Raw genomic sequence first — 23,036 nt, 5'->3', positions numbered from 1 at the left:
GGCGCGCCGCGGCGTGCCCCGAATCAGAGAAAGATGAAAGTGAGCGCAATGAACAGCGGCATGAGGATGCAGCAACTATAGGCCATGTAGCCGAAGAAGCTGGGCATTTTCACGCCGGCGTGTTCGGCGATGGACTTGACCATGAAGTTCGGGCCGTTGCCGATGTAGGTGTTCGCTCCCATGAAAACCGCGCCGATGGAAATTGCCACGAGATGGTCGAGCTGAATGATCTGCCCGGTGATGAGCTGGATTGTTGTGCCCGGCTCGTGGACGTGGGTCAGGGCATTGGCGGTTTCGAAGAAGACAACATAGGTCGGGGCGTTATCGAGGAAACTGGAGAGCATTCCCGTGGCCCAGAAGAACTTGGTCGGCGTATCGATGCCGAGGCTGGCGCCCTTGGCATTCAGGATTTCGATCGGCACCTGCATGCAGATGAAGATGCCAATGAAGAGACACGCAACTTCGAGGATGGCGGTGTAGCTGAAGTTGTTGTCCTTGCGCACGCTTTTGCCCGTCATCACAAGAGAGAGCAACACAAATGCGTTCTGGACGATCTCGCGAAGGAAGGGAAAGGGCGTGTAGTTCGTGCCGGGGACCGGCTTGCTGCTGTCGAGCAGAGCCGTGGCAAGAACGACGCCACCGAGGAAGAGGAAGTTGATCTTTCCCTCGATGCGAATCTTCTGGACCTGGGTTTCGTCGCGCTGAATGTCGCGCTTCTCTTCTTTGCGATAGGCCGCCATGTCCCAGAAGTAGTAGATGACCAGCAGGGCGCCGAGGCAGACGGCCCATTCCTTCCAGAGGTTAAGGGTCCAGAGAAACGGCACGCCCTTGAGGAATCCGAGAAACAGCGGCGGATCGCCGATGGGCAGCAAACAGCCCCCGACATTGCTTACGATGAAGATGAAGAAAATGACCGTGTGAACAATATGCTTGCGCTCGGAGTTCGTCGCCAGGAGCGGACGTATCAGGAGCATCGACGCGCCGGTTGTTCCAACGAGGCTGGCGATAACGCCGCCGATGGCGAGGAAGGCGACGTTCGTCATGGGATGCGCGGGGATGTCTCCCTTGACGCAGATGCCGCCGGAGATGACGTACAGACTAAAGAGCAGCGATATGAATGGGATAAACTCGGCGAGGACGGCATGGTCGAGGACCGACAGAACCGTTGAAAAGCCCGGCGAGGCGGCGTGTTCGCCGTGGCCGAAGCCGTAGCCGCGAAACTGGTAATAGGCGAGCGTGACCAATCCGAGGGCCAGAGCAACGATGAGCTTGTTCTTGTTGTGATGCCACCAATGTTCAGTCTTGTGGATGAGCGGCAGGACGGCGATGCACAAGAGCAGGGCAACGAATGGCGCGACCCAGGCCAGACCAGGTACGTGTGTTGCATGCTCTGTGTGCGAAGCGGTCTCAGCGAGGAGAGTGAACACGGTTGGATTCTCCGGAATAGGTAATCTATGCGGACCTTGAGGGTATACATCGGTTTCGAATTGGGGAGGATTCACCGAAACACTTACCTGCGCTTGCTTTGATTCGGCCCCTTTTAGTCGAGGGCGACGGGCGCTTATCCGCTTCGCTTGCTCAGGGTTCGGAGTGCGAGTAGGCCGCGCGCCCCAGGGGTGAGGCGCAGGAATCGCCGATTTGCTTGTCGCGCCCAATCGACGCCAACCCAGCGCGCCACGGGCCAACCGATCGCAGAAAATGCCCGCCAGACCGCTATCGAAAACGCGCTTGACAACCCCGTCAATGTTTGGTTATTGTTTGGTCTGAATGACCGTGGCCGCTTCGTGTGGGGGGAAGCGGCTTGATCGCGATGCGCTGTTAATGGCGACCGGCCGCGTGGGTCGGGGCAGACGCATGGCGGCGGTTAGTCATTTCGAAAGGGTATGGTCATGACGGAATTCAAGCGGACAACACAAGGGGCTCGCTGGCGTATCGCATTGGCGGCGATGGCGCTGGTCGCGGTGACGGCGACGGTGACAACGCGGGTCGTCTCGGAAGAAAAGGGCGATCAGCCAAAGATGAGCCCGGAGGAACAGAAGATGATGGAGGCGCGGATAAAGGCAACATCCCCGGGCGAGCACCACAAGCACCTGATGAAACTGGTCGGCACATGGTCGGCGAAGGCGAAGTTCTGGATGAGACCGGACGACAAGCCGAACGAGGGACAAGGCACGGCCACGTGGAAGTCAATCATGGGCGGTCGCTATGTGATGCTGAACTATGACGGTAATTCGGCCGCGATGGGCCCATTTCAAGGCATTAGTATTACCGGCTACGACAACATAACGAAACAGTATACGGATGTGTGGGTTGACTCGATGAGCACGGCTCCGTTTATTTCGCACGGAACCTGTGACGCTTCAGGTAAGACCTTCCAATACAAAGGCGAGTTCATTGACCCAATGACCGGGAAGAAGTCGGCAAATCGGTCCGTAATGCGCATGGTCAGCGATACCGAGATGCGCTTCGACGTGTACGATTTCGGCCCTGATGGCAAGGAATTCCAGAGCCTCGAAATCACCTACACAAAGAAATAGCAGGTTCCACTCCACGACTATTGCCGGTGCATCCGCCGATCGGAGGGGCGGCGGATGTGCCCGGCTTCAGGTTGAAGGCCGTATCGAGCTTGCCCTCGATTACTGAATGTTCGCGCGATTCATCTTGTTGACGAACCAGATGCCGTAGGCGACCAGGCCCAGGCTTCCAATGATGGCGACAATCCCGAGTAACAGGGTGAGCATGTCGTGCGAGGTCGTGTAGTCGCGGATCGCCCAGGCGGCGAAGAGGTCCGCGGCGACCACGACGACCACGATGAAGAAGATGTGGAATGACCTCAACGAGAGCATGACGCACCTCCTGCCCGCTGCCAGAACAGCCGGCTCATCTTGATCCGCGATTGACGTGCCGCCGCGGATTCAGTGAGGAGTATTTGCCTGGGCGGCCGTCTTTCGAAGCGCTGCGTTCGCGTTACCAGTCGAGCGGATGTCGCCAAGCGTGATAGAGGTCATCGAGCGGCAGACGATGTCCTTCGTTATCCACGTCCATCACCAGGGCGGGCTCGGGAATTTCCTCGCATTTCACGGTCGCGTAATGCCGCGTTTCGATATCTGCGGTGATTCGATCGAAATCTCCGGTGCGTGCGTCGGATACCTGCACGAGATACATGGCGGGGGCTTCGACGAAGTGTTGCTCCGCCGGCAGGCCGTTGGTGTTTAGCGTGCATTCCCGCCAGCCGCCGAAGCACATCTCGGCGAGCGCCGTCAGCGGCCCGCCGTCGCTCACATCGTGAACCGCCAGGGCCACGCCGTCGCGGATCAGTCGGGCGACGGATAGGTGAGTCCGAAGCGCCGTGGCCGCGTCAAAAGGCGGCAGGCTGGCGGGCGAATCACCGAGCCGCATCGGGCGACCCAGCAGGTAGACTTGCGTCCCGCCTGACTTGAGATCAGACGTCGTGCAGCGTTTCACATCATCGACGATGGATAAGGCGGAGATCAGCAGCGTATACGGGATGGCAACGCGACCGTCCACGATGACGTGATCGGAATCGGGGGCCGCTTCGTCGAGCAACGCGGCCGCGGTCCGGACCAATTCAACATCCGCCGGATCCAATGCGAATTCGTTATTCAGCGAGTCCTTACCGCTGATAAAGGGCAGGCCGTACGCAGAGGCCATGTCGTAGCAGGCCTGGCATGCGCGAACCAGTGCTCCGAGGTTGATTGGGTTATCGACACGGGGCCAGCAGAAATTGTCCAGGATCGCCGTGCGTGCCGGATCGCCGCCGACGCAGACGACATTGCGCAGCGCCTCATCGATGGACGCGATCGCCATCCAATACGGATCGGTTGCGGACAAATCCGGATTGAGTCCGCAGCCGATTGCCACTGCGGCGTCGGAGTCCAATCGCGGACGAATGACCGCGGCGTCCGACGGCCCTTCGTGCCTTGCAACGAGTGGGCGCACAGACGTTCGCGATTGCACTTCGTGATCATATTGATGGATGAGCCAGTGCTTGGAGGCGATGTTCAGTTGTGCCAGGCGGCGAAGCAGCTCGGCCCCTATGGCGACAGGATCGGAAACCGATGCGGTCGATGCGCCGGCCGCAGGATCGGGCTTTTCCCATTCGGCGATGAGCTCACTCTTGGGCAAGCCCTCATGAAGGAATCGCAAGTCGAGCTCGCCGACGACGTGACCGCAATATCGAATCGTAAGGCGTCCGTTTTCGGTGAAGCGGCCGATTGCCGTGGCTTCGACTTCTTCCGCTTCTGCCAGGGCCAGGAGTTTGTCCACGTCGCCCGGTGATACCGCCAGCACCATCCGCTCCTGCGACTCGCTGATCCAGATTTCGTCGTATCGCAGCCCGGCATATTTAAGGGGCACCTTTTCCAGATCGACCTCGGCGCCAAGGCCCTCGGCCATCTCACCGATCGCAGACGAAAGCCCGCCGGCGCCGCAATCGGTGATCGAGGAGAACAAACATCGTCGAACCCCCCCGTCGTTGTAGTCGCGTGCCCGCACGATGAGGTCGAGGACTTTTTTCTCTTCAATAGGGCTGCCGATCTGCACGGCGTGGGAGAATTCGTCCTCGTGCGTGTCGGTCAGTTCGGCGCTGCTGAAGGTTGCGCCGTGAATGCCGTCGCGGCCGGTGCGGCCGCCAATGACGACAATCGCGTCGCCCGGTTTCACCTGTTTCTCAATGCGATCACGCGGGATGACGCCGACGCAGCCGCAGAAGACCAGTGGGTTCCCGAGGTATCGCGGATCAAACCGCACCGCTCCGTTGACGGTTGGAATGCCCATGCAGTTGCCGTAGTCGCGCACACCGGCGGTGATGCCCCGAAGCACCGTGCGCGGGTGAATGACGCCCTTGGGTACCGAGTCCACCGGCCAATTGGGCTGCGCGACGCAGAAGACGTCGGTATTGGCAATGGGCTTGGCGCCGAGACCGCAGCCGAGGACATCGCGGATGACGCCGCCGACGCCCGTCGCGGCGCCGCCGTAAGGCTCGATGGCTGATGGATGGTTATGTGTTTCCACCTTAATGGCGACGGCCCAATCGTCGTCGAAGGCGATGATGCCCGCGTTGTCCTTGAAGACGGACAGGCAATGCGGTCCCCGCCCTTCGGCCATCAGTTCCGCCGTTGCTCTGGCAATGGTGTCCTTGAGCAGGTTGGCGTAGCGAATCTCGCGGCGAGGTGTGTCCGATTGGAGCGGGTGGATCGAAGGCATCGGCTCGCCCCGATACAGGATCGGGCTCTTGAGCGTCTTGTGTACGCAATGCTCCGACCAGGTCTGGGCCAGGGTTTCCAGTTCGATGTCGGTGGGCTCTCGACCGCATGCCTTGAAATGTGACTGGATCGCGAGCATCTCGGGCAGCGACAGGAATAGGTGTCCTTCTCTGCTCAGCTTGAGAAGCTCGGCCTCGGCGAGGGGGGTCATCTCAATATGACGGAGGGCAAACCGGTATATCGGGGGTGACGGTGGCGGCTCGATCGGCCGCGAGCCAACGATGACGTCTTCAATGCAGTCATTCCCCAGGAGCCGGGGTATGCGCCTTAGTTCGGCGTCATCCGGGATCGGCAAAAGCTCGAAGCGGTGAGCGGTTCTTACGCTTGACGCCGTAATCCCCATATCCGCCAGGGCGAAGGCAGTGGACTGGGCCACCGAGTCCATGACGCCGGGCTTCAGGTGAACTTCGATGGACAAGGCCCCTTCGGCCTCGGGAATTTGATCACCCCTGAGGAGCAAGGAACAGGTTTCGATGACGGGGTCCGTCAGGAGTTCGTCGGCGATGCGCCGGGCTGCCTTGGTCTCACTTAAATGATCCAGTCCGTCGAACTCGATGAGGAAGAGTTTTGCCGACCGAACGGCCTGAACTGAGCGAATGCTGAACTCGCGCAGCATCTGGAGAGTGCTCGCGCCAAGCGGGTCCGCTCGATCGGGGGCAGGGGAAACCTTAAAGCGCCATAGTCCCATAAGCCGGGGTCCGCTGGAAAGGGTTCGAAAACATGCTGACGTAAGATATTGTCCTGAAGTATCTTATGCAGCATTAAGAATTTTCGCTATCTTGCCGAGCTTATAGCGTGGGAGTTGAGGCGTCAATTAGTACTTGTCGTTCGAGGAACAGACGGCTAGCCTATTGCGTCGGAGTGACTGCTCCGGACAGTTCGGCCGGCAACATTGGCCGGCTATATCCGCAAACGTGAGCAGTCAGGAAATGTCGGGCTCTGTGGACTTCGCGCGGGAGGCCACATTAAGGCAGCATGAAGGAGCTTGCCCGAACGGCTCGATGGACAACGCGATCGCCCTACTAACGTTAAGACCCGGTTCGCATGGTTAATCGTGCGGGCACACTTCGCAACGGCGATCGATCAATCTAGAGGAAATGCATGAGTACGATCAGTAATGGATCAAATGGCCTAAATGGGGGCGGGTATCTTGAGTTCGAACGCCCCCTGGCGAGGATTGAAAAGCAGATTGAGGAGCTGGAGGCCACACAGGCCGCGACCGGACGGGACTTGTCGGACATGATTCGCACTGTCCGCTCGGAGCTCTTGACCGCCAAGCGCAGGTTATATACCGAGCTTTCCGCATGGGAGACCGTGCAGATCGCCCGCCACCCGAAGCGGCCGCTCACCCCGGATTACCTCCGGCTTATGGTGCGCGACTTCGTCGAGCTGCACGGCGACAAGAACTTCCGGGACGACAAGGCTCTGATCACCGGCCTGGGCCGAATCGGCCCTCACAAGGCCATGTTCATCGGCCACAACAAGGGCAAGGACACCAAGGAGCGAATCGAAAACTGTTTCGGAATGGCCCATCCTGAGGGGTACCGCAAAGCACTATTGAAAATGAAGCTAGCGGAGAAGTTCGGCCTTCCGGTCGTTTGTCTGATTGATACGGCGGGGGCATATCCCGGCATTGGCGCCGAGGAGCGCGGCATCGCCTACGCCATCGCGGTGAACTTGATGGAGATGGCCCGCTTGAAGGTGCCGATCGTCTGCGTGGTCATTGGCGAGGGCGGCTCCGGCGGGGCACTTGGCATCGGCGTCGGCGATCGAGTCGCCATGTTCGAGCATTCCTATTACTCCGTCATTTCACCAGAGGGCTGCGCAGCGATCCTTTGGAAGTCCGCCGAACACGCTCAGACGGCGGCCGCGGCTTTGAAGTTCACCAGCAAGGATTTGAAGAGACTCAAGCTTGTCGACGATGTCATCGGCGAGCCACTTGGCGGCGCCCATCGCGATCCAGTCGCCACAGCTGCAAGCCTTGAAAAATACATCGTGGACAGCCTTCGTGATTTGAAGCGGGTCCGAACCGACACGCTCCTGAAGCGGCGCTACAAGCGACTTCGCGATCTCGGCTCGTTTTTTGCAGTCGACGGCACACCGGCCGGCAAGCCGGCTGCCGCCAAGACAAAGTCAAAGGTCAGCTCCAAGCGGGCTCCTAAGGTTGTCGTGCTTCCGGCCACGCAACCGATTTCCGTTTACGCCTGAAGACTTCACGAGCCCGATTCACGCACCTGACGGGATATCCGTTAGCTGTGTGAATCGGTGCTGTATTTTTACGCCACTCGGTCGAGGCCCGCAGCGTGGACAGGCCATCCGCGGGCCATCAACTCATCACATCAAGATCGGTTTAGCCATTCTGGTTCCGCGCTGAACGGTCGCTCATTGCCCATTCAGGAGCGACAACGCGAGACCCGTCATACAGCGGACTCCGGTGCGGAGCGTAGGCTCGGGTTCCGTGCGAAACTTGGAGGAGTGCACGGTCGGAAGCGCTTCGCCTCCCGGCTTCTTTGAAGCCTCGAATCGGGCCTCATCGACCACGCCGAGAACAAACATGAAACCCGGAACGCCGGCGGTCTTGGCGAAGAGGCCGAAATCCTCGCCGCCCATGCTCGGCGGGCGCTCGTGGACGTTGTCCTTGCCGATCAATTTTTCAAAAAGGTTGACGGCATGGGCGGTCAGGTCGGGGTCGTTGTAGGCGGCGGGGGTGAAGTCCTTGTCGAGGACAACCACATCGGGATCTTTCGGGCAGCCCATCGCACGAGCTGTGTTGATGGCGATGCGCTTGATGGAGTCGAGCACCTCCTTGCGGACTTCGTCGGTGAAGGTGCGGACGGTGATCTGCATGACTGCCGTCGCGGGAATGATGTTGTGCTTGGTGCCGGCGTGGATCGAGCCGACTGTGATAACCGCCTGATCGAGCGGATTAATGCGGCGGCTGATGATGGTTTGCAGTGCGCTCACGATCTGACAGGCCGTAACGATCGGATCGATGGAGGCGTGTGGATAGGCGCCATGGCCGCCTTTGCCGTGAACGGTGATGTCGACGGAGTCGACGTTGGCCCAGACCCAGCCGGAGGTGTAGCCGATGGCGCCGGTTGCAAGCTCGTGCGAGACATGCAAGGCGATGCACTTGTCGGGCATGGGGAACCGCTTAAAGAGGCCGTCCTCGATCATCAGCCGGGCACCCTGGCCGATCTCTTCGGCGGGTTGGGCGACGAGCAGGACGGTGCCCTTCCACTTGTCCTTCATTGCGGCAAGCGTCTGGGCAGTGGCGGCAAGGACGGTCTGATGCATGTCGTGGCCGCAGGCGTGCATCACGCCGACGTGGGAGCCATCGCCCAGCTCAACTTTCACTTTGCTGGCGAACGGCAGGCCGGTCTCCTCAGTGATGGGGAGGGCGTCCATGTCGCCGCGGATAAGTACGGTCGGGCCGTTGCCGTTCTTCATCACTCCGACGACGCCGTAGCCGCCGATGTTCTCGGTAACTTCGTAGCCGGCGTCGCGGAAGAGACCGGCGAGCCGCGCGGCGGACTGCTTCTCGTGTGAGGACAGCTCTGGGTTCTCGTGACAGGTTTTGTACAGGTCGAGCCAGCCGGGGAGGGAGGCGGCGATTTTCTTGTCAACCCCGGGCATGGCGGAGGGGATTTCAACCGCGGCGACCGACCCCGCTGACATCAGCAGCGAGAGGAGAGGACAAATGACGCTCGAGACGACGGAACTGAAATTGGTTTGCATAGACTTTCCTGCCTGGGGATTCCCGTATGAGCGACAGACGATATCACATTTGCCGAGCCTGCCGGGAAGGCGGGCCTTTGTACAACGGAATCCGGCGAACACGGGGACATTATAAACCGAGCGAAGGCATGTGGTAACGGCGGAAACAGGGTCGGAGGGCATGGTCACGTCCGGGGCAGTTTTCGGATCGAGTCGCATTTCCTGGCACGGTTCTTCAGTCTGCTTTGTCAAAAGGTGTCACATGTGTAGCACATTCGAACCAGGGGACAGGTCTGTGGGTAATTGCCGCAAGGAATCTCGCCGCTCGCGATGCACAGCACCGCAGTTAAGCAGACTAGCGCGCTCGTCGCTTGCCCCGCCACCAAGCCCATCTATAATTATTTCACGAACGCGCCGATGTCCGCACGGCGGTTGCCTGAAGCGCCTTCGTCGGGAGAACCATGCCTATCCTCGGCGTCAACATCGATCATGTCGCTACCGTTCGTCAGGCACGGCGTACGGATGAGCCGGACCCTGTCTGGGCCGCGGCCGAGGCGCAGCTTGGCGGGGCGGCGTGCATCACGTTTCATCTGCGCGAGGATCGCCGGCACATCATCGACCGCGACGTCCCGCTTCTGAAGGAAGTCGTCGTCACCAAGCTCAACATGGAAATGGCGATGGCGGCTGACGTGGTCGAGATCGCCGTGCGCACGCGGCCGACCCAATGCACCCTGGTGCCGGAAAAGCGCGAAGAGGTGACCACCGAGGGCGGGCTTGATGTCGTTCGCCACGCTGCTCGAGTGGGAGAGGTCGTGAAGCGCCTCAAAGACGAGGGGATCATCCTCAGCGCTTTCGTCGAACCGGTGAAGGCGCAGATCGAGAAATCAGCCGAGCTTGGGTTTGACGCCATCGAGCTTTGGACGGGTGCTTTCGCCCATGCGAAGGGTGATGAGGCAATCAAAGAGGCCCTGGGCACACTGAACGAGGGCGTGAAGACCGGGCATGCCTGCGGCCTGGAGGTTCACGGGGGGCACGGCCTGACTTATCGGAATGTCACGGCCGTCGCCGCGGTTCCGGGCTTTTCTGAATTCAACATTGGCCATAGCATCATCGCTCGGGCGGTGTTTGTCGGCCTGCGATCGGCGGTTCGAGAAATGAAGGACATTCTGGACCGTTTCAATCCGTAAGGCCGCACAGCCGGCTGACCGCCGATCGACGCACCGAACCCATCGATTGTGAGTGAAAGATGAGAGACATGTTTCGCGGATGCATTGTTGCGCTGGTGACGCCGTTTCGCGACGGCGAGATCGACTGGCCGGCGCTGGATGAACTGGTTGATTACGTCATCGACGGCGGCGTGAACGGACTTGTGCCGTGCGGGACGACGGGCGAGTCGCCCACGCTGTCCGCGGATGAGCAGCTCAAGGTCATTTCCGCGGTGGTCAAACGGGCCAAAGGCCGCGTGCCGGTGATCGCCGGGACCGGCGCGAATTGCACCGAGAAGACGGTCATTCAATCGCAGGCGGCAGCGAAGGCGGGCGCGAGCGGCATCATGCTGGTTTCGCCTTACTACAACAAGCCCAATCAGCGCGGTCTCTACGAGCATTTTTCGTTTGTCGCCGAGGCCGTGGCGCTGCCGATCATGCTGTACAACATTCCCAGTCGGACGGGCGTTGAGATTTCCGTAGAGACGATTGCCCGACTGCACGCGGATCACAAGAACATCGTCGCGGTCAAGCACGCGACCGGCTCCGTGGATGGGGTGAGCGAACTGGCCGGCGCGAGCGACATTGCCATCCTGAGCGGCGACGATCCGTTGACGCTTCCGATGATGGTGGTCGGTGCGGTCGGCGTGGTGAGCGTCGTGGGCAACCTGCTGCCGAAGGAGACCTCGGCGTTGACGACGGCGGCGCTGGCGGGCGACTGGAAGACCGCCCAATCGCTGCACCAGAAGCTGTATCCGGTGTTTCGCGATTTGCTGAGGCTCGATATCAATCCGATCCCGATCAAGACGGCCTTGGCCATGAGGGGAATGATGGCTGAGGAGTTCCGACTGCCGATGTGTAAGCTGGAGCCCTCCAAGCGGGAGCGGCTGGCCAAGATCATCGAGAAATACCCGACGACGATCGGGACAGGGCAGCGAGCATGACGCAGGCATCGGCAATGACGATGATGGAGCCTGGGGATACGGGACAGATGAGCGACGGACAGGCATTGATACATCGATTGCGCTTTTTCGCGGGAATGGGTTTCGCGGTCGTCGTTTTTTTGTACGTCGGATTCTGGGCCGCGAAGTCCGCCGATCCACTTTCCCCGATTACCCTTATCAGTGTGGACCAGGGTGTCATCGCCATGGCAGAGCTTCTCGCTCTGGGTGTCGTAGCGAGTGGCCTGGCAGTGGCCATATGCGGGGCAGGCTCCGCTGAGCGCGGGGCGCTGGCCATCGCCGTCGGCCTTGCCGCGATGGCCATGCGGGGTACTCAGCTCGACATGCTTGTTCTTCGCCGGCTCAGCGCAGGGCCTGGCGCGGTTGATCCGTTTCCGGCCACCGCGCTGGTCGCGGAGACGTGGTTGTGGCTGGCGCTGATCGCCGTCGGATTCGTCGTCGGTCGCTGGGTGGACAGTTGGTTTGACAGCGGCGCGAACGCCGCCGCCGTGACGCCGGTCGATCGCGCCCCTGATGTGCGACAGGGCCTGGGCGCCATTGCCGTTGTTTCGCTCGTTGGATGGACGGTTACTTCCTACGCACTGGGCGGCGATGAGAATCCTCTTTTCAAGGGTCAGATTTATTTCGCCATCGCCCTGGGATTTCTGGTTGGAGCGATGGCGGCCAACTGGTTGTTCCATCTTCAGTCGCGGGTGTGGCTGTTGACCGCCGTGGCGATCGTGGCCACCGCCGCTTATCTCCTTGCCGGTCCCGACAGCCGAGAGATTGAGGCTGCGCGGCAGACCGGGACTTATCTCACCCTGGCCCCGATGGCTCGGCCATTGCCGATTGAGTACGCGGCACTCGGGTCGATCGGCGCGCTTCTCGAGCGCGACGCGATGTCGGTTTTGCGCGCGCTCTTTGGACTTCCGCCGCAGACGCGCGCATGACGGGGCACTTGGGCGAAATTCCTGACCCAGCACTTGTGAGCGCGCCGAGTCATTCGCGGCAGCTCGTCGAACGCCGCTGGGGCGTGTTTGCCCTCAGCGTTGCCTGTCTCCTGACGATCGCCGCCTACTCCAACTCGCTGCGAGGCGAATTCGTCTATGACGATCAGTTCGAGATCGTCAAGAACCCGTTGATTCAGCAGCCCTCGTTGTTTCTGAAGGCGATCACGTCGGACGTGTGGGCGTTCAAGGGCGATCGGGGGCAGGCGTGGAGTAATTACTGGCGGCCGCTTTTTGTCACGTGGATGGCGGCGAATTACCAGGTGTTCGGTCTCAAGGTGATCGGCTGGCATGTCGCCAATCTTGCGGCGCATCTCGCGGTGGTTGTCCTGCTTTACTTCATGCTGAAGGAGCTTCGGATTCGGCCGGTCGTGCGGTTGATGACGGTGTGGCTGTTTGCCGTGCATCCGACGCTGGTCGAGTCGGTGGCCTGGGCGTCGGGAATTCCCAATATGCTCATGTCGGGGTTTATCTTCGGCAGCTACATCTGCTATCTGCGATGGAGACGGCTCGGCGGCGTGTGGGTGATTCCCGCGCTCGGCTTGTATGCGATGAGTTTGCTCAGCAAGGAGGGGATGGTTGTATATCCGGCGATCATCTTTCTCACGGAGTGGGCGACCATGCCGCGCGGCGGATCGCGGGCGCGGGTAAACTGGGGTCGCGCGGCGCGGCATGCGGCGCTGTTCGCGATGGTGATGATCGCTTTTGTTGCCGTGCGGTATTCGATTCTCGGGACCATGCGTCGGCTGCCGCCGGGCGCGCCGGGATGGGCGGGCGCGCTGGCCACAGTTCCGTCCGTTCTGTGCTTTTACCTTCAGAAAACGATATGGCCGTATCCGTTGGGAATGGCGTATGGGTTGCGGGTGGTCAGCAGCGAAAATATGAACTGGGTGAATTTTTGGGCGCCGGTGGTTGCGCTGGCGGTGATGGCCCGCGGCGTGCTGTATGTGTTGCCGAAGGATAGGGCATATCGTGTCGGGCTCATCTGGTTTTTGATTTCCATTCTGCTGGCTCTCGATGTGCGCGTCTTTCTTCCGGAGAAGATCGTAAACGATCGCTATTTGTATCTGCCCCTGTGCGGCGCGATATTGATAATCGCTCAACTCATTTACGACGCAATGCGGCGGATCGGAAAGGGCAGCGCGCGTGGCCTGGGGATGACGATTGCGGGTGTACTGGCGGCGGGGCTGGCGGTCCTGACGTATCAGCAGAACCCGACGTGGGCCAATGAGGTCGCCTTGTGGGAGCAGGCGGTGAAGACGGATCCCACGTCGGCGCATGCCTCGGCGCAATATGGCGAAGCGCTTCGGCAGGCGGGCAAGTTGTCGCAGGCGCGAAGCGAGCTGGAGCGATCGCTGGCGTTGAACCCGGACCTGTGGACATCCAATCTGGCGCTTGGCATGCTTGCGGTGGCGGAGAAGCGTTTCATCGAGGCGGAGCGGTTGTTGCGGCGCATCCTTACCGCGTTGCCGAAGGAGAACGTGGCGCGGGAGAATCTGGCATCCTGTCTTCAACAGCAGGGCAGAGTCAGCGAGGCGATCGTCCTGTTTGATGAGGGGCGAAAGTTGCTGCCCTATTTGAATGAGACGTACACGATTAACATTGCGGTGCTGGAGCGGAATCGCGGAAATGCGGACGAGGCGATTCGCGAGCTGGCCTCGATTGAGGAGCAGATGGGGGGCAGCCTGGACCCGGCAGTGATACGGGGGCTGTTCTTCCTGGGAGAGCTTTATCGCGAGGCGGGAATGACGGCGCAGGCCAGCCGGGCCTACACAGCATTCGTTCGACAGGCACGCGAATCGAAGAGTACGGAACTGGAGCAGATTTGCGATGCGGTTGAGGCGGCGCTTCGGGACATGCCGGCGCAGCCGTGAGGGTCGAATCTCCCCGACTGACGCGGGCATTGCGGGGACGCGGCGCACTACTCGAATCGGGCCATTCCACGTTATAATGTGACAAGTCCTGAAACATCCGCATTGAAAGGCACTTTCATGGCTACATCTGCGACACCCGCTTCCAGATCGGCCGCCACTTCGCAAGCCGCCGGTGAGGACTTTCTGCCGCTGCAGGGGATCGACCATATCGAGTTTTACGTCGGGAACGCGCACCAGGCGGCGCACTATTACCGATGCATGTTCGGTTTTGACATCGTCGCGTATCGCGGTTTGGAGACGGGCGACCGGGTCAAGACCAGCTATTTGATCGAGCAGGGCAAGATTCGCATCGTGCTGAGCTCGGCGCTGACGCCGGATCACGAGATTGCCCGTCATTGCCAGCTTCACGGGGATGGGGTGAAGGTGGTCGCCTTCACGGTGAACGATGTGGACTCGGCGTTTGAGGCGGTTCGCCAGCGCGGGGCGACGATTGTCAGCCCGCCGGAGACTGCGAAGGACGAGCACGGACCGTTGCGGTCGGCGACGATCCGCACATACGGCGAGACGGTTCACACGTTTGTCGAGCGGAAGAACTACAAGGGGATTTTCGCGCCGGGATTTGTTCCGTTCAGCGCTCCGAAGGCGAAGGGGACGGGACTTGCGGCGGTCGATCATGTGGTCGGCAATGTCGAACTCGGGGCAATGAATCACTGGGTGAATTTCTATGCCAATATCCTTGGTTTCACTCAGCTGGCTCACTTTTCGGATGACGACATCAGCACCGAATACAGCGCCTTGATGAGCAAGGTGATGCAGAACGGGACCGGGCGGATCAAGTTCCCGATCAATGAGCCGGCGGAGGGCAAGAAGAAGAGCCAAATCGAGGAATACCTTGATTATTACCGTACTCCGGGCGTGCAACACATCGCGCTGAATACCGGGGACATTTGCAAGACGGTCCGAGCCTTGCGGGACAACGGGGTTCAGTTCCTTCGAGTTCCGGATACGTATTACGACGCGCTTCCCGGCCGGGTGGGGAAGATCGACCAGGATTACAAGGAGATTCGCGAGCTGGGCATCCTTGCGGATCGCGACGAGGAGGGATACCTGCTGCAAATTTTCACGCGGCCGGTGGAGGATCGACCGACGCTGTTTTACGAGGTGATCGAGAGGCACGGTTCTCGCGGATTCGGCATCGGCAATTTCAAGGCCCTGTTCGTCTCCATTGAGGAAGAGCAGCAGAAGCGCGGCAATCTTTGACAATTCTGTTCCGCGGTTTTCGGCGGTACAAACGCTCGTTTTGCAAGGTGACATAAGGTGACACAAGCCCTGTGGGGATTGTGCCAACTCGCGTGGCGGTCGCGGGTTGGGGCGATGGGCGTTTTGCGCGAAAAATGCGGCGGGGCTGGTGATCCATCGCCAAACGGCAAGCCGCCTCGGAGCTCGCGCGGCAATCGATGCAAGACGGTGGGCCGCTTCGGGGCCCATCGCGGTCTTGGGATGCGGGTTGGTGGATGGCATTGCAATGGAGAAACTCATAGCTTGATACTCATAGCTTGCAACTATACTTGCTCATCGTTCGCGCGGATTTTTCATGGGAACGAGCGGCGTTGGTGGGCAGGGAAGGGCCCTGGATTTGACCCTGAAAACCGGGTTGGTTATCATGGAAAAAGGTTTTACCCGACTGTCAGGGCCTTTGGCGTTGGCCGGTGGGCCGACTTGGTTTGCGCCCCGTGCTGACCCCTCCTACGGGGCACTCTGAGTGGATCGGAGGGAGGCGACAGGATTTGCGTGGGGCAACGTGCACGCTGAATCTCTGAGCCGGGAAGCGTGCCAATACGATTTGCAGATGAACCGGGCCGGGTAAATGAGCGGTTTCAATAGACGGCCCGCTGGATGGGAACCATGAGCAACAACAACGGCGGCGAAACGGGCCTTCTGAGCCGAGCGATGCGGGGCTGGCGATCGCTGGGGGATGTGACGTCTTACCGGCAGGAGAACGGCGGCCTATTGATCGAATGCGATGAGAGCCGCGTTTTGATTTCGCCGATCACGGACGAGATCGTTCGCGTCCGGCTGGCGCCGGAGGGCGAGTTCGGCCGAGATCATTCCTGGGCGGTGATTACGGACGAGAGCGGCGCGCGGCCTCATTGGGGGCTTGAAGAGAACGGCGACGCGATGGAGATGGTCACGAATACGCTTCGTGTGCGCATCAGCCGGTCGCCCTGTCGCATCTCCTTTCACCATCTCGACGGCGCGGTGATTTTGGGGGACTGCCCGACCAGGGGGATGGCGTGGGCGGGCGACGAGATTCGCTGCTGGAAACAGCTTGGTGAAGAGGATCACTTCTTCGGGCTTGGCGAGAAGGGCTCGCCGATGGACAAGCGCGGGACGGCGCTGGTGAACTGGAATCACGACGCGGCGGAGCACGATCCGTGGACCGATCCGCTGTATCAGACGCATCCGTTTGCGCTGGTGCTGAATAACGGCCGGGCGCACGGGCTTTTCTTCGATAATGCCTGTCGATCATTTTTTGATTTCGGGAAGACCTCGCGGGACGCCTATTGCTTTGGCGCGGACACCGGGGAGATGAATTATTACTTCATCGCGGGGCCGGCGCCGGCGGACGTGGTGCAGCGCTATGCGTCGCTGGTGGGGGCGATGCCGCTGCCGCCGCGATGGTCGCTGGGTTATCAGCAGTGCCGGTGGAGCTATGACTCGGCGGCACGGGTGAAGGAGATTGCCCGACAGTTTCGGAAGCGGAAGATTCCGTGCGACACGATATACATCGACATTGATTACATGGACGAGTTTCGCTCGTTTACATGGCACCCCAAGCGATTTTCGAATCCGCGGAAGCTCACGGAGCAGTTGACCTCGAAGGGGTTCAAGCTGGTGGGCATCATCGATCCGGGGATCAAGTGTGAGAAGGGATACTCGGTTTATGACAGCGGGGTGGCGGGCGATCACTTCGTCCGGGCCGCTGACGGCGAGCTTTATGTCGGCAAGGTGTGGCCCGGTGAGTCTGTGTGGCCGGACTATACGCGCGGGGCGACTCGGCGGTGGTGGGCCGATCTGTACGCGAACTTCTTGAAGGACGGGGTCGGCGGCATCTGGAACGACATGAATGAGCCGGCCGATTTTACGTTCGCGGACGGGACGATCCCTCTGACGGTGCGACACGATAATGACGGGGCGCCGACGGATCATCGGGCGGTGCATAATGTCTATGGCATGCAGATGGCGCGGGCGACGTTTGACGGGATGAAGCGAACGCGGCCGAAGGAGCGGCCGTTTGTCTTGACGCGAGCCGGATACAGCGGCGTGCAGCGATATGCGGCGGTGTGGACGGGCGACAATCTTTCAAGCTGGGAGCATTTGCGCATGAGTGTGCCGATGCTTTTGAACATGAGTTTGTCGGGCGTGACGCTTTGCGGGGCGGACATCGGCGGGTTTCGCGGATATCCGTCGGCGGAGCTGTTTACGCGGTGGCTGCAGCTTGGCGTGTTTTATCCGCTGATGCGCGTGCATACGGCGGGCGGCAAGGAGCAGGACCCGTGGAGCTTCGGTAAGAAGGCGGAGAAGCACAATCGCGAGGCGATCGAGCTGCGGTATCGGCTGCTGCCTTACGTTTATACCGAGATGCATCATGCCTCGCGGACCGGGCTGCCGCTATTGCGGCCGGTGCTTCTGGATTTCCCGAGTCATCCAAAGGCGCATCGCTGCGAGCACGAATTCATGTTTGGGCGGCAGTTGTTCGTCGCGCCGGTGGTGCACGAGGGGGCGACGACGCGGAAGGTGACGCTGCCGGCGGGGGAATGGTACGACTTCGACAGCGGCGCGGTACGGGAGGGTGGCGTCGAGTTCGAGCGGCCGGTGCATTTGCGAACGATTCCCATTTTCGCTCGGGCGGGGGCGATCATTCCGACGCGCGAGGTTCGGCAGTATTCCGAGGAGAAGGCGATCAAGGAATTGACGCTGAATATCTTTCCCGGCAGCGGTCGCGGGTGGTTTTACAACGACGACGGGATTTCGTACGGATACGAGCAGGGGGAGTTTCTGCTGGAGCAGTATGCGACGGGGCCGTCGGATGGGGGCACATCGTTCCGCGTGATCTGGCGGGAGGGCTCGGCGCAGTTTATACCGAAGTCGTATCTGCTGAGGTTCGCGGGCATATCAAAGTGTCCGGACGCGGTGACTGTTGATGGGCGGCCGCTGACGGCGTGCCCGACAGTGGGGCGGATGACGAGAGCGCGAGCGGGATGGTTTTTCGATCGCAAGCAGCGGAGTGTGCTCGTGCGGGTGGCGGAGCTGCCGGAGAGCGCGACGGTTGAAGTGCTGGGGAACTTCCGCAAGTAGACTGCTCACTACATTTCGATTTCTGGGTGGACTGCAGCGAGGTGTGTCGCGGGTGGGCGCACTATTAACCTTGCGCGATTTTCGCACGAATGTCGCATTCTTCATTCGTACAAGTTTATTCCATCCGCACGGGCCGGAGGCCCATGCTACCCGGTTGGGTAGGACTGCAATGCCGGGATGAAAATCGCATCAGGGTTGCCCCCTCAGTATCACGGTTGTAACGGAGACTCGCGCACGGGCCGGAGGCCCATGCTACCCGGTTGGGTAGGATTGCAATGCCGGGATGAGAACCGCATCAGGGTTGCCCCCTCAGTATCACGGTTGTAACGGAGACTCGAGGGCTGCGCGGACGCGGCCCTTGTGCTTTAGGAGCAGGGCTTCGGCGGCGGTGAAGGTTAGATTGCGCCGGTGCATGACGATGGCGGTTTTGGCGCGGCCTCGGGCGCGGTGGAGCAGTTCGGCGGCGGCGGGTTTGGTGAGACCGGTGGCGGCGGCGATGACGCGGGTGGCGCGCTCGGTGAGCTTTCGGCAGGCGTAGCTGTTGAGGTCGACCATGAGATTGCCGTAGGTCTTGCCGAGGCGGACCATGCCGAGGGTTGTGATTGTGTTGAGGACGAGCTTGGTCGCGGTGCCGGCTTTGAGGCGTGTGGAGCCGGAGAGGATTTCCGGGCCGGTGAGTACACGGATGTCCACGTCGCAGACGGCGCGGGCCTGAGACTTCGGCACGCAGGCGAAGAAGATGGTCTTGGCGCCGCGGCGCCGGGCGAGGGCCAGGGCTTCGTGAACGTAGGGCGTTGTGCCGCCGGTGGCGATGCCCATGACGACGTCCTTGGACGATGGGGCGAGGAGCCGCAGGTCGCGGACGGCGGCGCGGCGATCGTCTTCGGCGCCTTCGACGCTACGCCAGAGGGCCTTCTTTCCGCCGGCGATGATGCCGCGCACCATTTTGGGATCGCTGCGAAAGGTCGGGGGGCACTCTGAGGCGTCGAGGACGCCGAGGCGGCCGCTGGTGCCGGCGCCGACGTAGATGAGCCGGCCACCATGCTGCCATGCGTGTGACACCAGCTCGACGGCGCGGGTGATGGCGGGCTTGGCTTTGGCGACGGCGCAGGGGATGGAGGCGTCTTCGGCGTTCATGAGGTCGAAGGCGGCGGAGAGGGAGATGGCATCGAGTCGGCGGGACTTTTCGTTTTGCCGCTCGGTGAGCAGGTGGCCGCGGTCGTCGGATGGTTTTTTTGGGGTGCGTTTCATTTCAATCCCAGATCGCAGATGTCGCCGAGCAGGACCGGGTTCTTTGCGCCAGTGACGCGCGGCAGGTTCGCGGGAACGCCGTCGATTCTTGCAGCGGCGAGCATAGCGAAAGAGACGCCTTCTTTGGCCTGGGTGGAGATGCCGAGGGCATTCATTGACGTAACGGGGATGCGGCGGCCCGCGGCGTGGAGACAGCGGGAGAGCATTCGGACGAGCGTCGTGTTTTTCGCGCCGCCGCCGCAGAGGATGATTTCATCCATCGGCGGGTATTCGGTGCGCCGGGCATCGCAGAGCCATGCGTATCCCAGGATCATGCAGGCGGCGGAGAAGTGGGTGACGGTGGCGATCCAGTCGTTGGGGAGAAGGCGAAGTCGGGCGAAGCGTTTGCGGAGATCGGCGATGTAGGACTCGCCGAACTGTTCTCTGCCGCAGCTCTTGGGCGGGGCGGCGAGCAGGAAGGGATGACGCATCAAGTGGTGAAAGAGTTCGGGGTGGACGCGGCCTTTGGCGGCGCGGCGGCCTCCGCGATCGAACTGTTCGCGGCCCTTCGTCGCGATGCGGGTCATGCCGTCGATGAGGAGATTTCCGGGGCCGGTGTCGAATGCGACGACGTCGGTTACGTCGCAGGCGGCTGGGAGGTAGGTGAGGTTGGCGATGCCGCCGATGTTTTGGATGATTCGGTTTTTGCGCTTGTCGCGAAAGAGGACGAAGTCGGTCCAGGGGACGAGGGGCGCGCCTTGGCCGCCGACGGCCATGTCGGCCTGGCGGAAGTGGTGGACGACGGGGCAGCGGAGTTTCTCGGCGATGATGGTGGGGTCGCCGATCTGCATGGTGGAGGGCACGTAGCCGGCGGATTTTCTTTTCTTGCCGGTGGTGGGCGGGAGGTGGCAGACGGTTTGGCCGTGTGAGCCGATGAGATCGACGCGCTTGAGACGGAGCCGGCGCACGAGGGCGTGGGCGGCGTCGGCGAAGGCGCGTCCGATTTCGACTTCGAGGCGGCAGAGTTCCTCGGTCCGGGTTTGTGCCGGGGCCATGACGGCGAGGATTCGCTTGCGAAGAGCCGGCGGGTAGGGGCGAGAGGTGTGGCCCAGCACACTGACGCGCATGGCGGCGCCTCGGCCGGTCAGTTTGCAGGCGACGGCATCAACGCCGTCGGCGCTTGTTCCGCTATTGAGGCCGATGACGATTCGTTGGTCGGGCATCTTTATGAGTCAATCTCCGTCAGCGCGATCGGAGCGGCATTGTTCCGGACCTGGGTTGGATTTGCAATTGCGGCGGGGCTTGTTGGAGGCTGAGCCGCCGGAAATGGGGCGGATTTGCGGGCCATAAAAAAGTGCCCGCCAATACTGGGAAAAACCCTTCACACCCTCAAGAGCGGTGGTGCGCGCTCCGATGATGCGGTGTACGGTTGGTCCTGCCACGCGGCGGAAGATCGGACTCATGTTATCGCGAACGGTGGGTGGGAATTGTCGGGGGAAGACCTGGTGCGTCACGGGAGGATGCGGGGGGTTGTGATGTCCGCTACTGATTCGCAGACACACGTTCATCTTTCCGGGGGCGGACAGCCTGGCACATTCGGGAAACCCGCATTGGGTCCCGGAGTATCTTGGGGGCCCATACAGACATCTCAAACCGTTCCGTTGAAGCAAGAGATTAGACGGCTGCGACTACGATTGCGACAGTCGCACCTGGAAAGCGTGATGGCCTTGGTTGCGGCGCTGGAAGCGAAAGACCCGCACACGGAGCGTCATTCGTCGCAGGTGGCGATTTATGCGGAGCACTTGGCGACGGCGGCGGGGCTGGGGTCCACCGAGGTGGAGGTGCTGGTGATCGCGGCGCTGCTGCACGACATCGGGAAGATCGCCGTTCCCGACGCGATCCTGTTGAAGCCGGGGCGGCTCACGCCGAATGAGTTCGAGATCATCAAGCTGCATCCTGCCCGAGGGGTGGAGATTTTGCGGCGGATGGGCTTCTTGGAAAGGGAGCTTCCGCTCGTTCTGCATCATCATGAATGGTTCAACGGCTGCGGATATCCCGCGGGTCTGGCGGGTAAGGCGATTCCTTTCGGTGCGAGAATCCTGCAGGTCGCAGACAGCATCGACGCCATGCTCTCGCCGCGCACATATAAGAAGGCGATCGGGGTTGAGGAGGCGATCGCCGAATTGCAGCGATGGCGTGGCATTCAGTTCGATCCGGACATCGCGGAGTCGGCGGTGGCGATGCTCGACCGGCTGCCCGAAGAGGCGCTGGCGATCTGCCCCGGACTTGTTTCGGCACAGGTGGCCGTGGGCGAATCGGCGCCGTGGCCGACTCCCAGTCTGGCGGTGCGCAATGAATCAGCTTTCGTGAATGTCGGTCGGGCTGCGATTGCTCATTGATTATCCATCATCAAGATCAGAACTCGGCGCTGTCCATCGGCCCGGGGCCGCTGCGATCACATTGCAACAGAACTCGCGACATCAACTGCTTGCCCGGGGAGATGACCGTTCCTACAATGAGTCAACTCGCGCGGCCCCCCGAGCCGTCGCCGAGCCGGGCGTTTCTTCCTCTCCCATCGCCCGATATCCACGAGTTGTAAAGATTTGATGCGCCGAGTCCCTGTAACGGCTGCATCATCTCGAACGATTTTGCTCAGTTGAAGGTTTAACGAGCCGATCAAGGGGACGGAAGCACTCGATCGGATCTGTCCGCGCTTTGTTGCGCGAGGCGAGGTTCGTCGAGACGGCGGCAGGGGCGACAGCACGGCGGCCGCACAATTCGTGCGTGGCCGAGCGTTGATACTGTTGTTCGCACCATAATGAGAGTGCCAGCCATGGCCCGTCCCAAAGATGTCCTGACGACCGGAGAAGTGGCGAAGATCTGCAACGTCGCGCCGCGGACGGTCTCCAAGTGGTTTGATACGGGCAAGCTTCGGGGCTATCGCATACCGGGCAGCAAGGATCGACGCATCCCGCTGGATCAGCTTGTTCGATTCATGCGCGATCACGAGATTCCGCTGAATGGACTTGATACGGGAATGACGCGCGTGCTGGTCGTCGAGGCGGACCGGGACGTGGCGGATCTGCTTTCGGATGGTCTGGAGCGCGAGGCGAATTATGAAGTTCGGCTGGCGCGGACGGCTTTTGAGGCGGGGGCCGCGACGCAGACGTTCAAGCCGCACGTGTTGCTCATGGATGTCGAGGTGCCTGGAATCGGCGGGCGAGAGGCGATTCGGACGATGCGATCGCTGCCGGCCTGTTCCGGGATCAAGATGATTGCATTGACGGGTTCATCGCGACCGGGGGACGAAGAGATTCTGCGGCAGGAAGGCTACGACGCCGCACTGGCGAAGCCGTTCGACGTTGCCCGCGCAGTTCGGGTGATTGAGGCCTCCCTTCCGCAGCCCGCCTGAGTCGGC

At 61.1% G+C, this 23,036-nt stretch carries 16 protein-coding genes; 10 read left to right on the top strand and 6 right to left on the bottom strand.

Annotated elements, in window-relative coordinates; genetic code table 11:
- Positions 1–23: 23 nt before the first annotated feature.
- Positions 24–1,367: a sodium:proton antiporter gene (locus tag HS101_09280; GenBank protein ID MBE7506463.1), complete on the bottom strand. Its 1,344-nt coding sequence runs from the start codon at positions 1,365–1,367 to the stop codon at positions 24–26.
- Positions 1,368–1,946: 579 nt separating this feature from the next.
- On the opposite strand from HS101_09280, the gene HS101_09275 reads away from it, so the two are divergent.
- Complete coding sequence (locus tag HS101_09275; GenBank protein ID MBE7506462.1) at positions 1,947–2,537, top strand: DUF1579 domain-containing protein; 591 nt, start codon at positions 1,947–1,949, stop codon at positions 2,535–2,537.
- 99 nt (positions 2,538–2,636) lie between these two features.
- Here HS101_09275 and HS101_09270 read toward each other — a convergent pair whose 3' ends face one another.
- Together HS101_09270 and HS101_09265 are read right to left on the bottom strand one after the other, a co-directional pair.
- Positions 2,637–2,846: a hypothetical protein gene (locus HS101_09270; GenBank protein MBE7506461.1), complete on the bottom strand. Its 210-nt coding sequence runs from the start codon at positions 2,844–2,846 to the stop codon at positions 2,637–2,639.
- A gap of 121 nt (positions 2,847–2,967) precedes the next feature.
- Positions 2,968–5,973, bottom strand: a complete 3,006-nt coding sequence (locus HS101_09265) for a phosphoribosylformylglycinamidine synthase subunit PurS (protein MBE7506460.1) — start codon at positions 5,971–5,973, stop codon at positions 2,968–2,970.
- A gap of 413 nt (positions 5,974–6,386) precedes the next feature.
- Here HS101_09265 and HS101_09260 point away from each other — a divergent pair, with 413 nt between their 5' ends.
- Positions 6,387–7,493, top strand: a complete 1,107-nt coding sequence (locus HS101_09260) for an acetyl-CoA carboxylase carboxyltransferase subunit alpha (protein ID MBE7506459.1) — start codon at positions 6,387–6,389, stop codon at positions 7,491–7,493.
- Between the two features lie 174 nt (positions 7,494–7,667).
- Here the strand turns inward: HS101_09260 and HS101_09255 are convergent, their stop codons facing one another.
- Positions 7,668–9,023 carry an amidohydrolase gene (locus HS101_09255; GenBank protein MBE7506458.1) on the bottom strand — a complete coding sequence of 452 codons (1,356 nt, stop codon included), beginning with the start codon at positions 9,021–9,023 and terminating at the stop codon, positions 7,668–7,670.
- Between the two features lie 440 nt (positions 9,024–9,463).
- Here HS101_09255 and HS101_09250 point away from each other — a divergent pair, with 440 nt between their 5' ends.
- From HS101_09250 to HS101_09225, 6 genes are all read left to right on the top strand, one after another.
- Entirely contained in the window at positions 9,464–10,189 is a 726-nt protein-coding gene (locus HS101_09250; protein ID MBE7506457.1) for a pyridoxine 5'-phosphate synthase, read from the top strand.
- Between the two features lie 68 nt (positions 10,190–10,257).
- The gene (locus HS101_09245) at positions 10,258–11,151 is read left to right on the top strand and encodes a 4-hydroxy-tetrahydrodipicolinate synthase (GenBank protein ID MBE7506456.1); all 894 of its coding nucleotides are present in this window, start codon (positions 10,258–10,260) and stop codon (positions 11,149–11,151) included.
- Between the two features lie 47 nt (positions 11,152–11,198).
- On the top strand, positions 11,199–12,098 hold the full coding sequence (locus HS101_09240) for a hypothetical protein (GenBank protein ID MBE7506455.1): 900 nt from the start codon (positions 11,199–11,201) through the stop codon (positions 12,096–12,098).
- On the top strand, positions 12,095–14,029 hold the full coding sequence (locus HS101_09235; GenBank protein MBE7506454.1) for a tetratricopeptide repeat protein: 1,935 nt from the start codon (positions 12,095–12,097) through the stop codon (positions 14,027–14,029). Before HS101_09240 ends, HS101_09235 begins: the two co-directional genes overlap by 4 nt.
- 117 nt (positions 14,030–14,146) lie before the next feature.
- Positions 14,147–15,289 carry a 4-hydroxyphenylpyruvate dioxygenase gene (gene hppD / locus HS101_09230; GenBank protein MBE7506453.1) on the top strand — a complete coding sequence of 381 codons (1,143 nt, stop codon included), beginning with the start codon at positions 14,147–14,149 and terminating at the stop codon, positions 15,287–15,289.
- Between the two features lie 645 nt (positions 15,290–15,934).
- Positions 15,935–18,388 (top strand): DUF4968 domain-containing protein, encoded by a 2,454-nt coding sequence (locus HS101_09225; protein MBE7506452.1) that lies wholly within the window; start codon positions 15,935–15,937, stop codon positions 18,386–18,388.
- A 315-nt stretch (positions 18,389–18,703) separates the two neighbouring features.
- On the opposite strand, the gene murQ is transcribed toward HS101_09225, so the two are convergent.
- Complete coding sequence (gene murQ / locus HS101_09220; GenBank protein ID MBE7506451.1) at positions 18,704–19,639, bottom strand: N-acetylmuramic acid 6-phosphate etherase; 936 nt, start codon at positions 19,637–19,639, stop codon at positions 18,704–18,706.
- Positions 19,636–20,841 (bottom strand): anhydro-N-acetylmuramic acid kinase, encoded by a 1,206-nt coding sequence (locus tag HS101_09215; GenBank protein MBE7506450.1) that lies wholly within the window; start codon positions 20,839–20,841, stop codon positions 19,636–19,638. Before HS101_09215 ends, murQ begins: the two co-directional genes overlap by 4 nt.
- A 498-nt stretch (positions 20,842–21,339) precedes the next feature.
- On the opposite strand from HS101_09215, the gene HS101_09210 reads away from it, so the two are divergent.
- Together HS101_09210 and HS101_09205 are read left to right on the top strand one after the other, a co-directional pair.
- The gene (locus tag HS101_09210; protein MBE7506449.1) at positions 21,340–22,017 is read left to right on the top strand and encodes an HD-GYP domain-containing protein; all 678 of its coding nucleotides are present in this window, start codon (positions 21,340–21,342) and stop codon (positions 22,015–22,017) included.
- 434 nt (positions 22,018–22,451) lie between these two features.
- Positions 22,452–23,030, top strand: a complete 579-nt coding sequence (locus HS101_09205) for a response regulator (GenBank protein ID MBE7506448.1) — start codon at positions 22,452–22,454, stop codon at positions 23,028–23,030.
- Positions 23,031–23,036 lie beyond the last annotated feature (6 nt).

It is taken from the genome of Planctomycetia bacterium (assembly GCA_015075745.1).
Taxonomy (GTDB): domain Bacteria; phylum Planctomycetota; class Phycisphaerae; order UBA1845; family UTPLA1; genus UTPLA1.
This window is presented reverse-complemented; position numbering and strand designations above follow the sequence as displayed.

What these genes read in the sequence shown, in the direction of transcription:
- HS101_09275 (MBE7506462.1), top strand. Translation starts at nt 1,947, where the DNA reads ATGGCGCTGGTCGCGGTGACGGCGACGGTGACAACGCGGGTCGTCTCG.
- HS101_09270 (MBE7506461.1), bottom strand. Translation starts at nt 2,846, where the DNA reads ATGCTCTCGTTGAGGTCATTCCACATCTTCTTCATCGTGGTCGTCGTG.
- HS101_09250 (MBE7506457.1), top strand. Translation starts at nt 9,464, where the DNA reads ATGCCTATCCTCGGCGTCAACATCGATCATGTCGCTACCGTTCGTCAG.
- hppD (MBE7506453.1), top strand. Translation starts at nt 14,147, where the DNA reads ATGGCTACATCTGCGACACCCGCTTCCAGATCGGCCGCCACTTCGCAA.
- HS101_09240 (MBE7506455.1), top strand. Translation starts at nt 11,199, where the DNA reads ATGAGCGACGGACAGGCATTGATACATCGATTGCGCTTTTTCGCGGGA.
- HS101_09245 (MBE7506456.1), top strand. Translation starts at nt 10,258, where the DNA reads ATGTTTCGCGGATGCATTGTTGCGCTGGTGACGCCGTTTCGCGACGGC.
- murQ (MBE7506451.1), bottom strand. Translation starts at nt 19,639, where the DNA reads ATGAAACGCACCCCAAAAAAACCATCCGACGACCGCGGCCACCTGCTC.
- HS101_09260 (MBE7506459.1), top strand. Translation starts at nt 6,387, where the DNA reads ATGAGTACGATCAGTAATGGATCAAATGGCCTAAATGGGGGCGGGTAT.
- HS101_09215 (MBE7506450.1), bottom strand. Translation starts at nt 20,841, where the DNA reads ATGCCCGACCAACGAATCGTCATCGGCCTCAATAGCGGAACAAGCGCC.
- HS101_09210 (MBE7506449.1), top strand. Translation starts at nt 21,340, where the DNA reads ATGGCCTTGGTTGCGGCGCTGGAAGCGAAAGACCCGCACACGGAGCGT.
- HS101_09255 (MBE7506458.1), bottom strand. Translation starts at nt 9,023, where the DNA reads ATGCAAACCAATTTCAGTTCCGTCGTCTCGAGCGTCATTTGTCCTCTC.
- HS101_09265 (MBE7506460.1), bottom strand. Translation starts at nt 5,973, where the DNA reads ATGGGACTATGGCGCTTTAAGGTTTCCCCTGCCCCCGATCGAGCGGAC.
- HS101_09235 (MBE7506454.1), top strand. Translation starts at nt 12,095, where the DNA reads ATGACGGGGCACTTGGGCGAAATTCCTGACCCAGCACTTGTGAGCGCG.
- HS101_09205 (MBE7506448.1), top strand. Translation starts at nt 22,452, where the DNA reads ATGGCCCGTCCCAAAGATGTCCTGACGACCGGAGAAGTGGCGAAGATC.
- HS101_09225 (MBE7506452.1), top strand. Translation starts at nt 15,935, where the DNA reads ATGAGCAACAACAACGGCGGCGAAACGGGCCTTCTGAGCCGAGCGATG.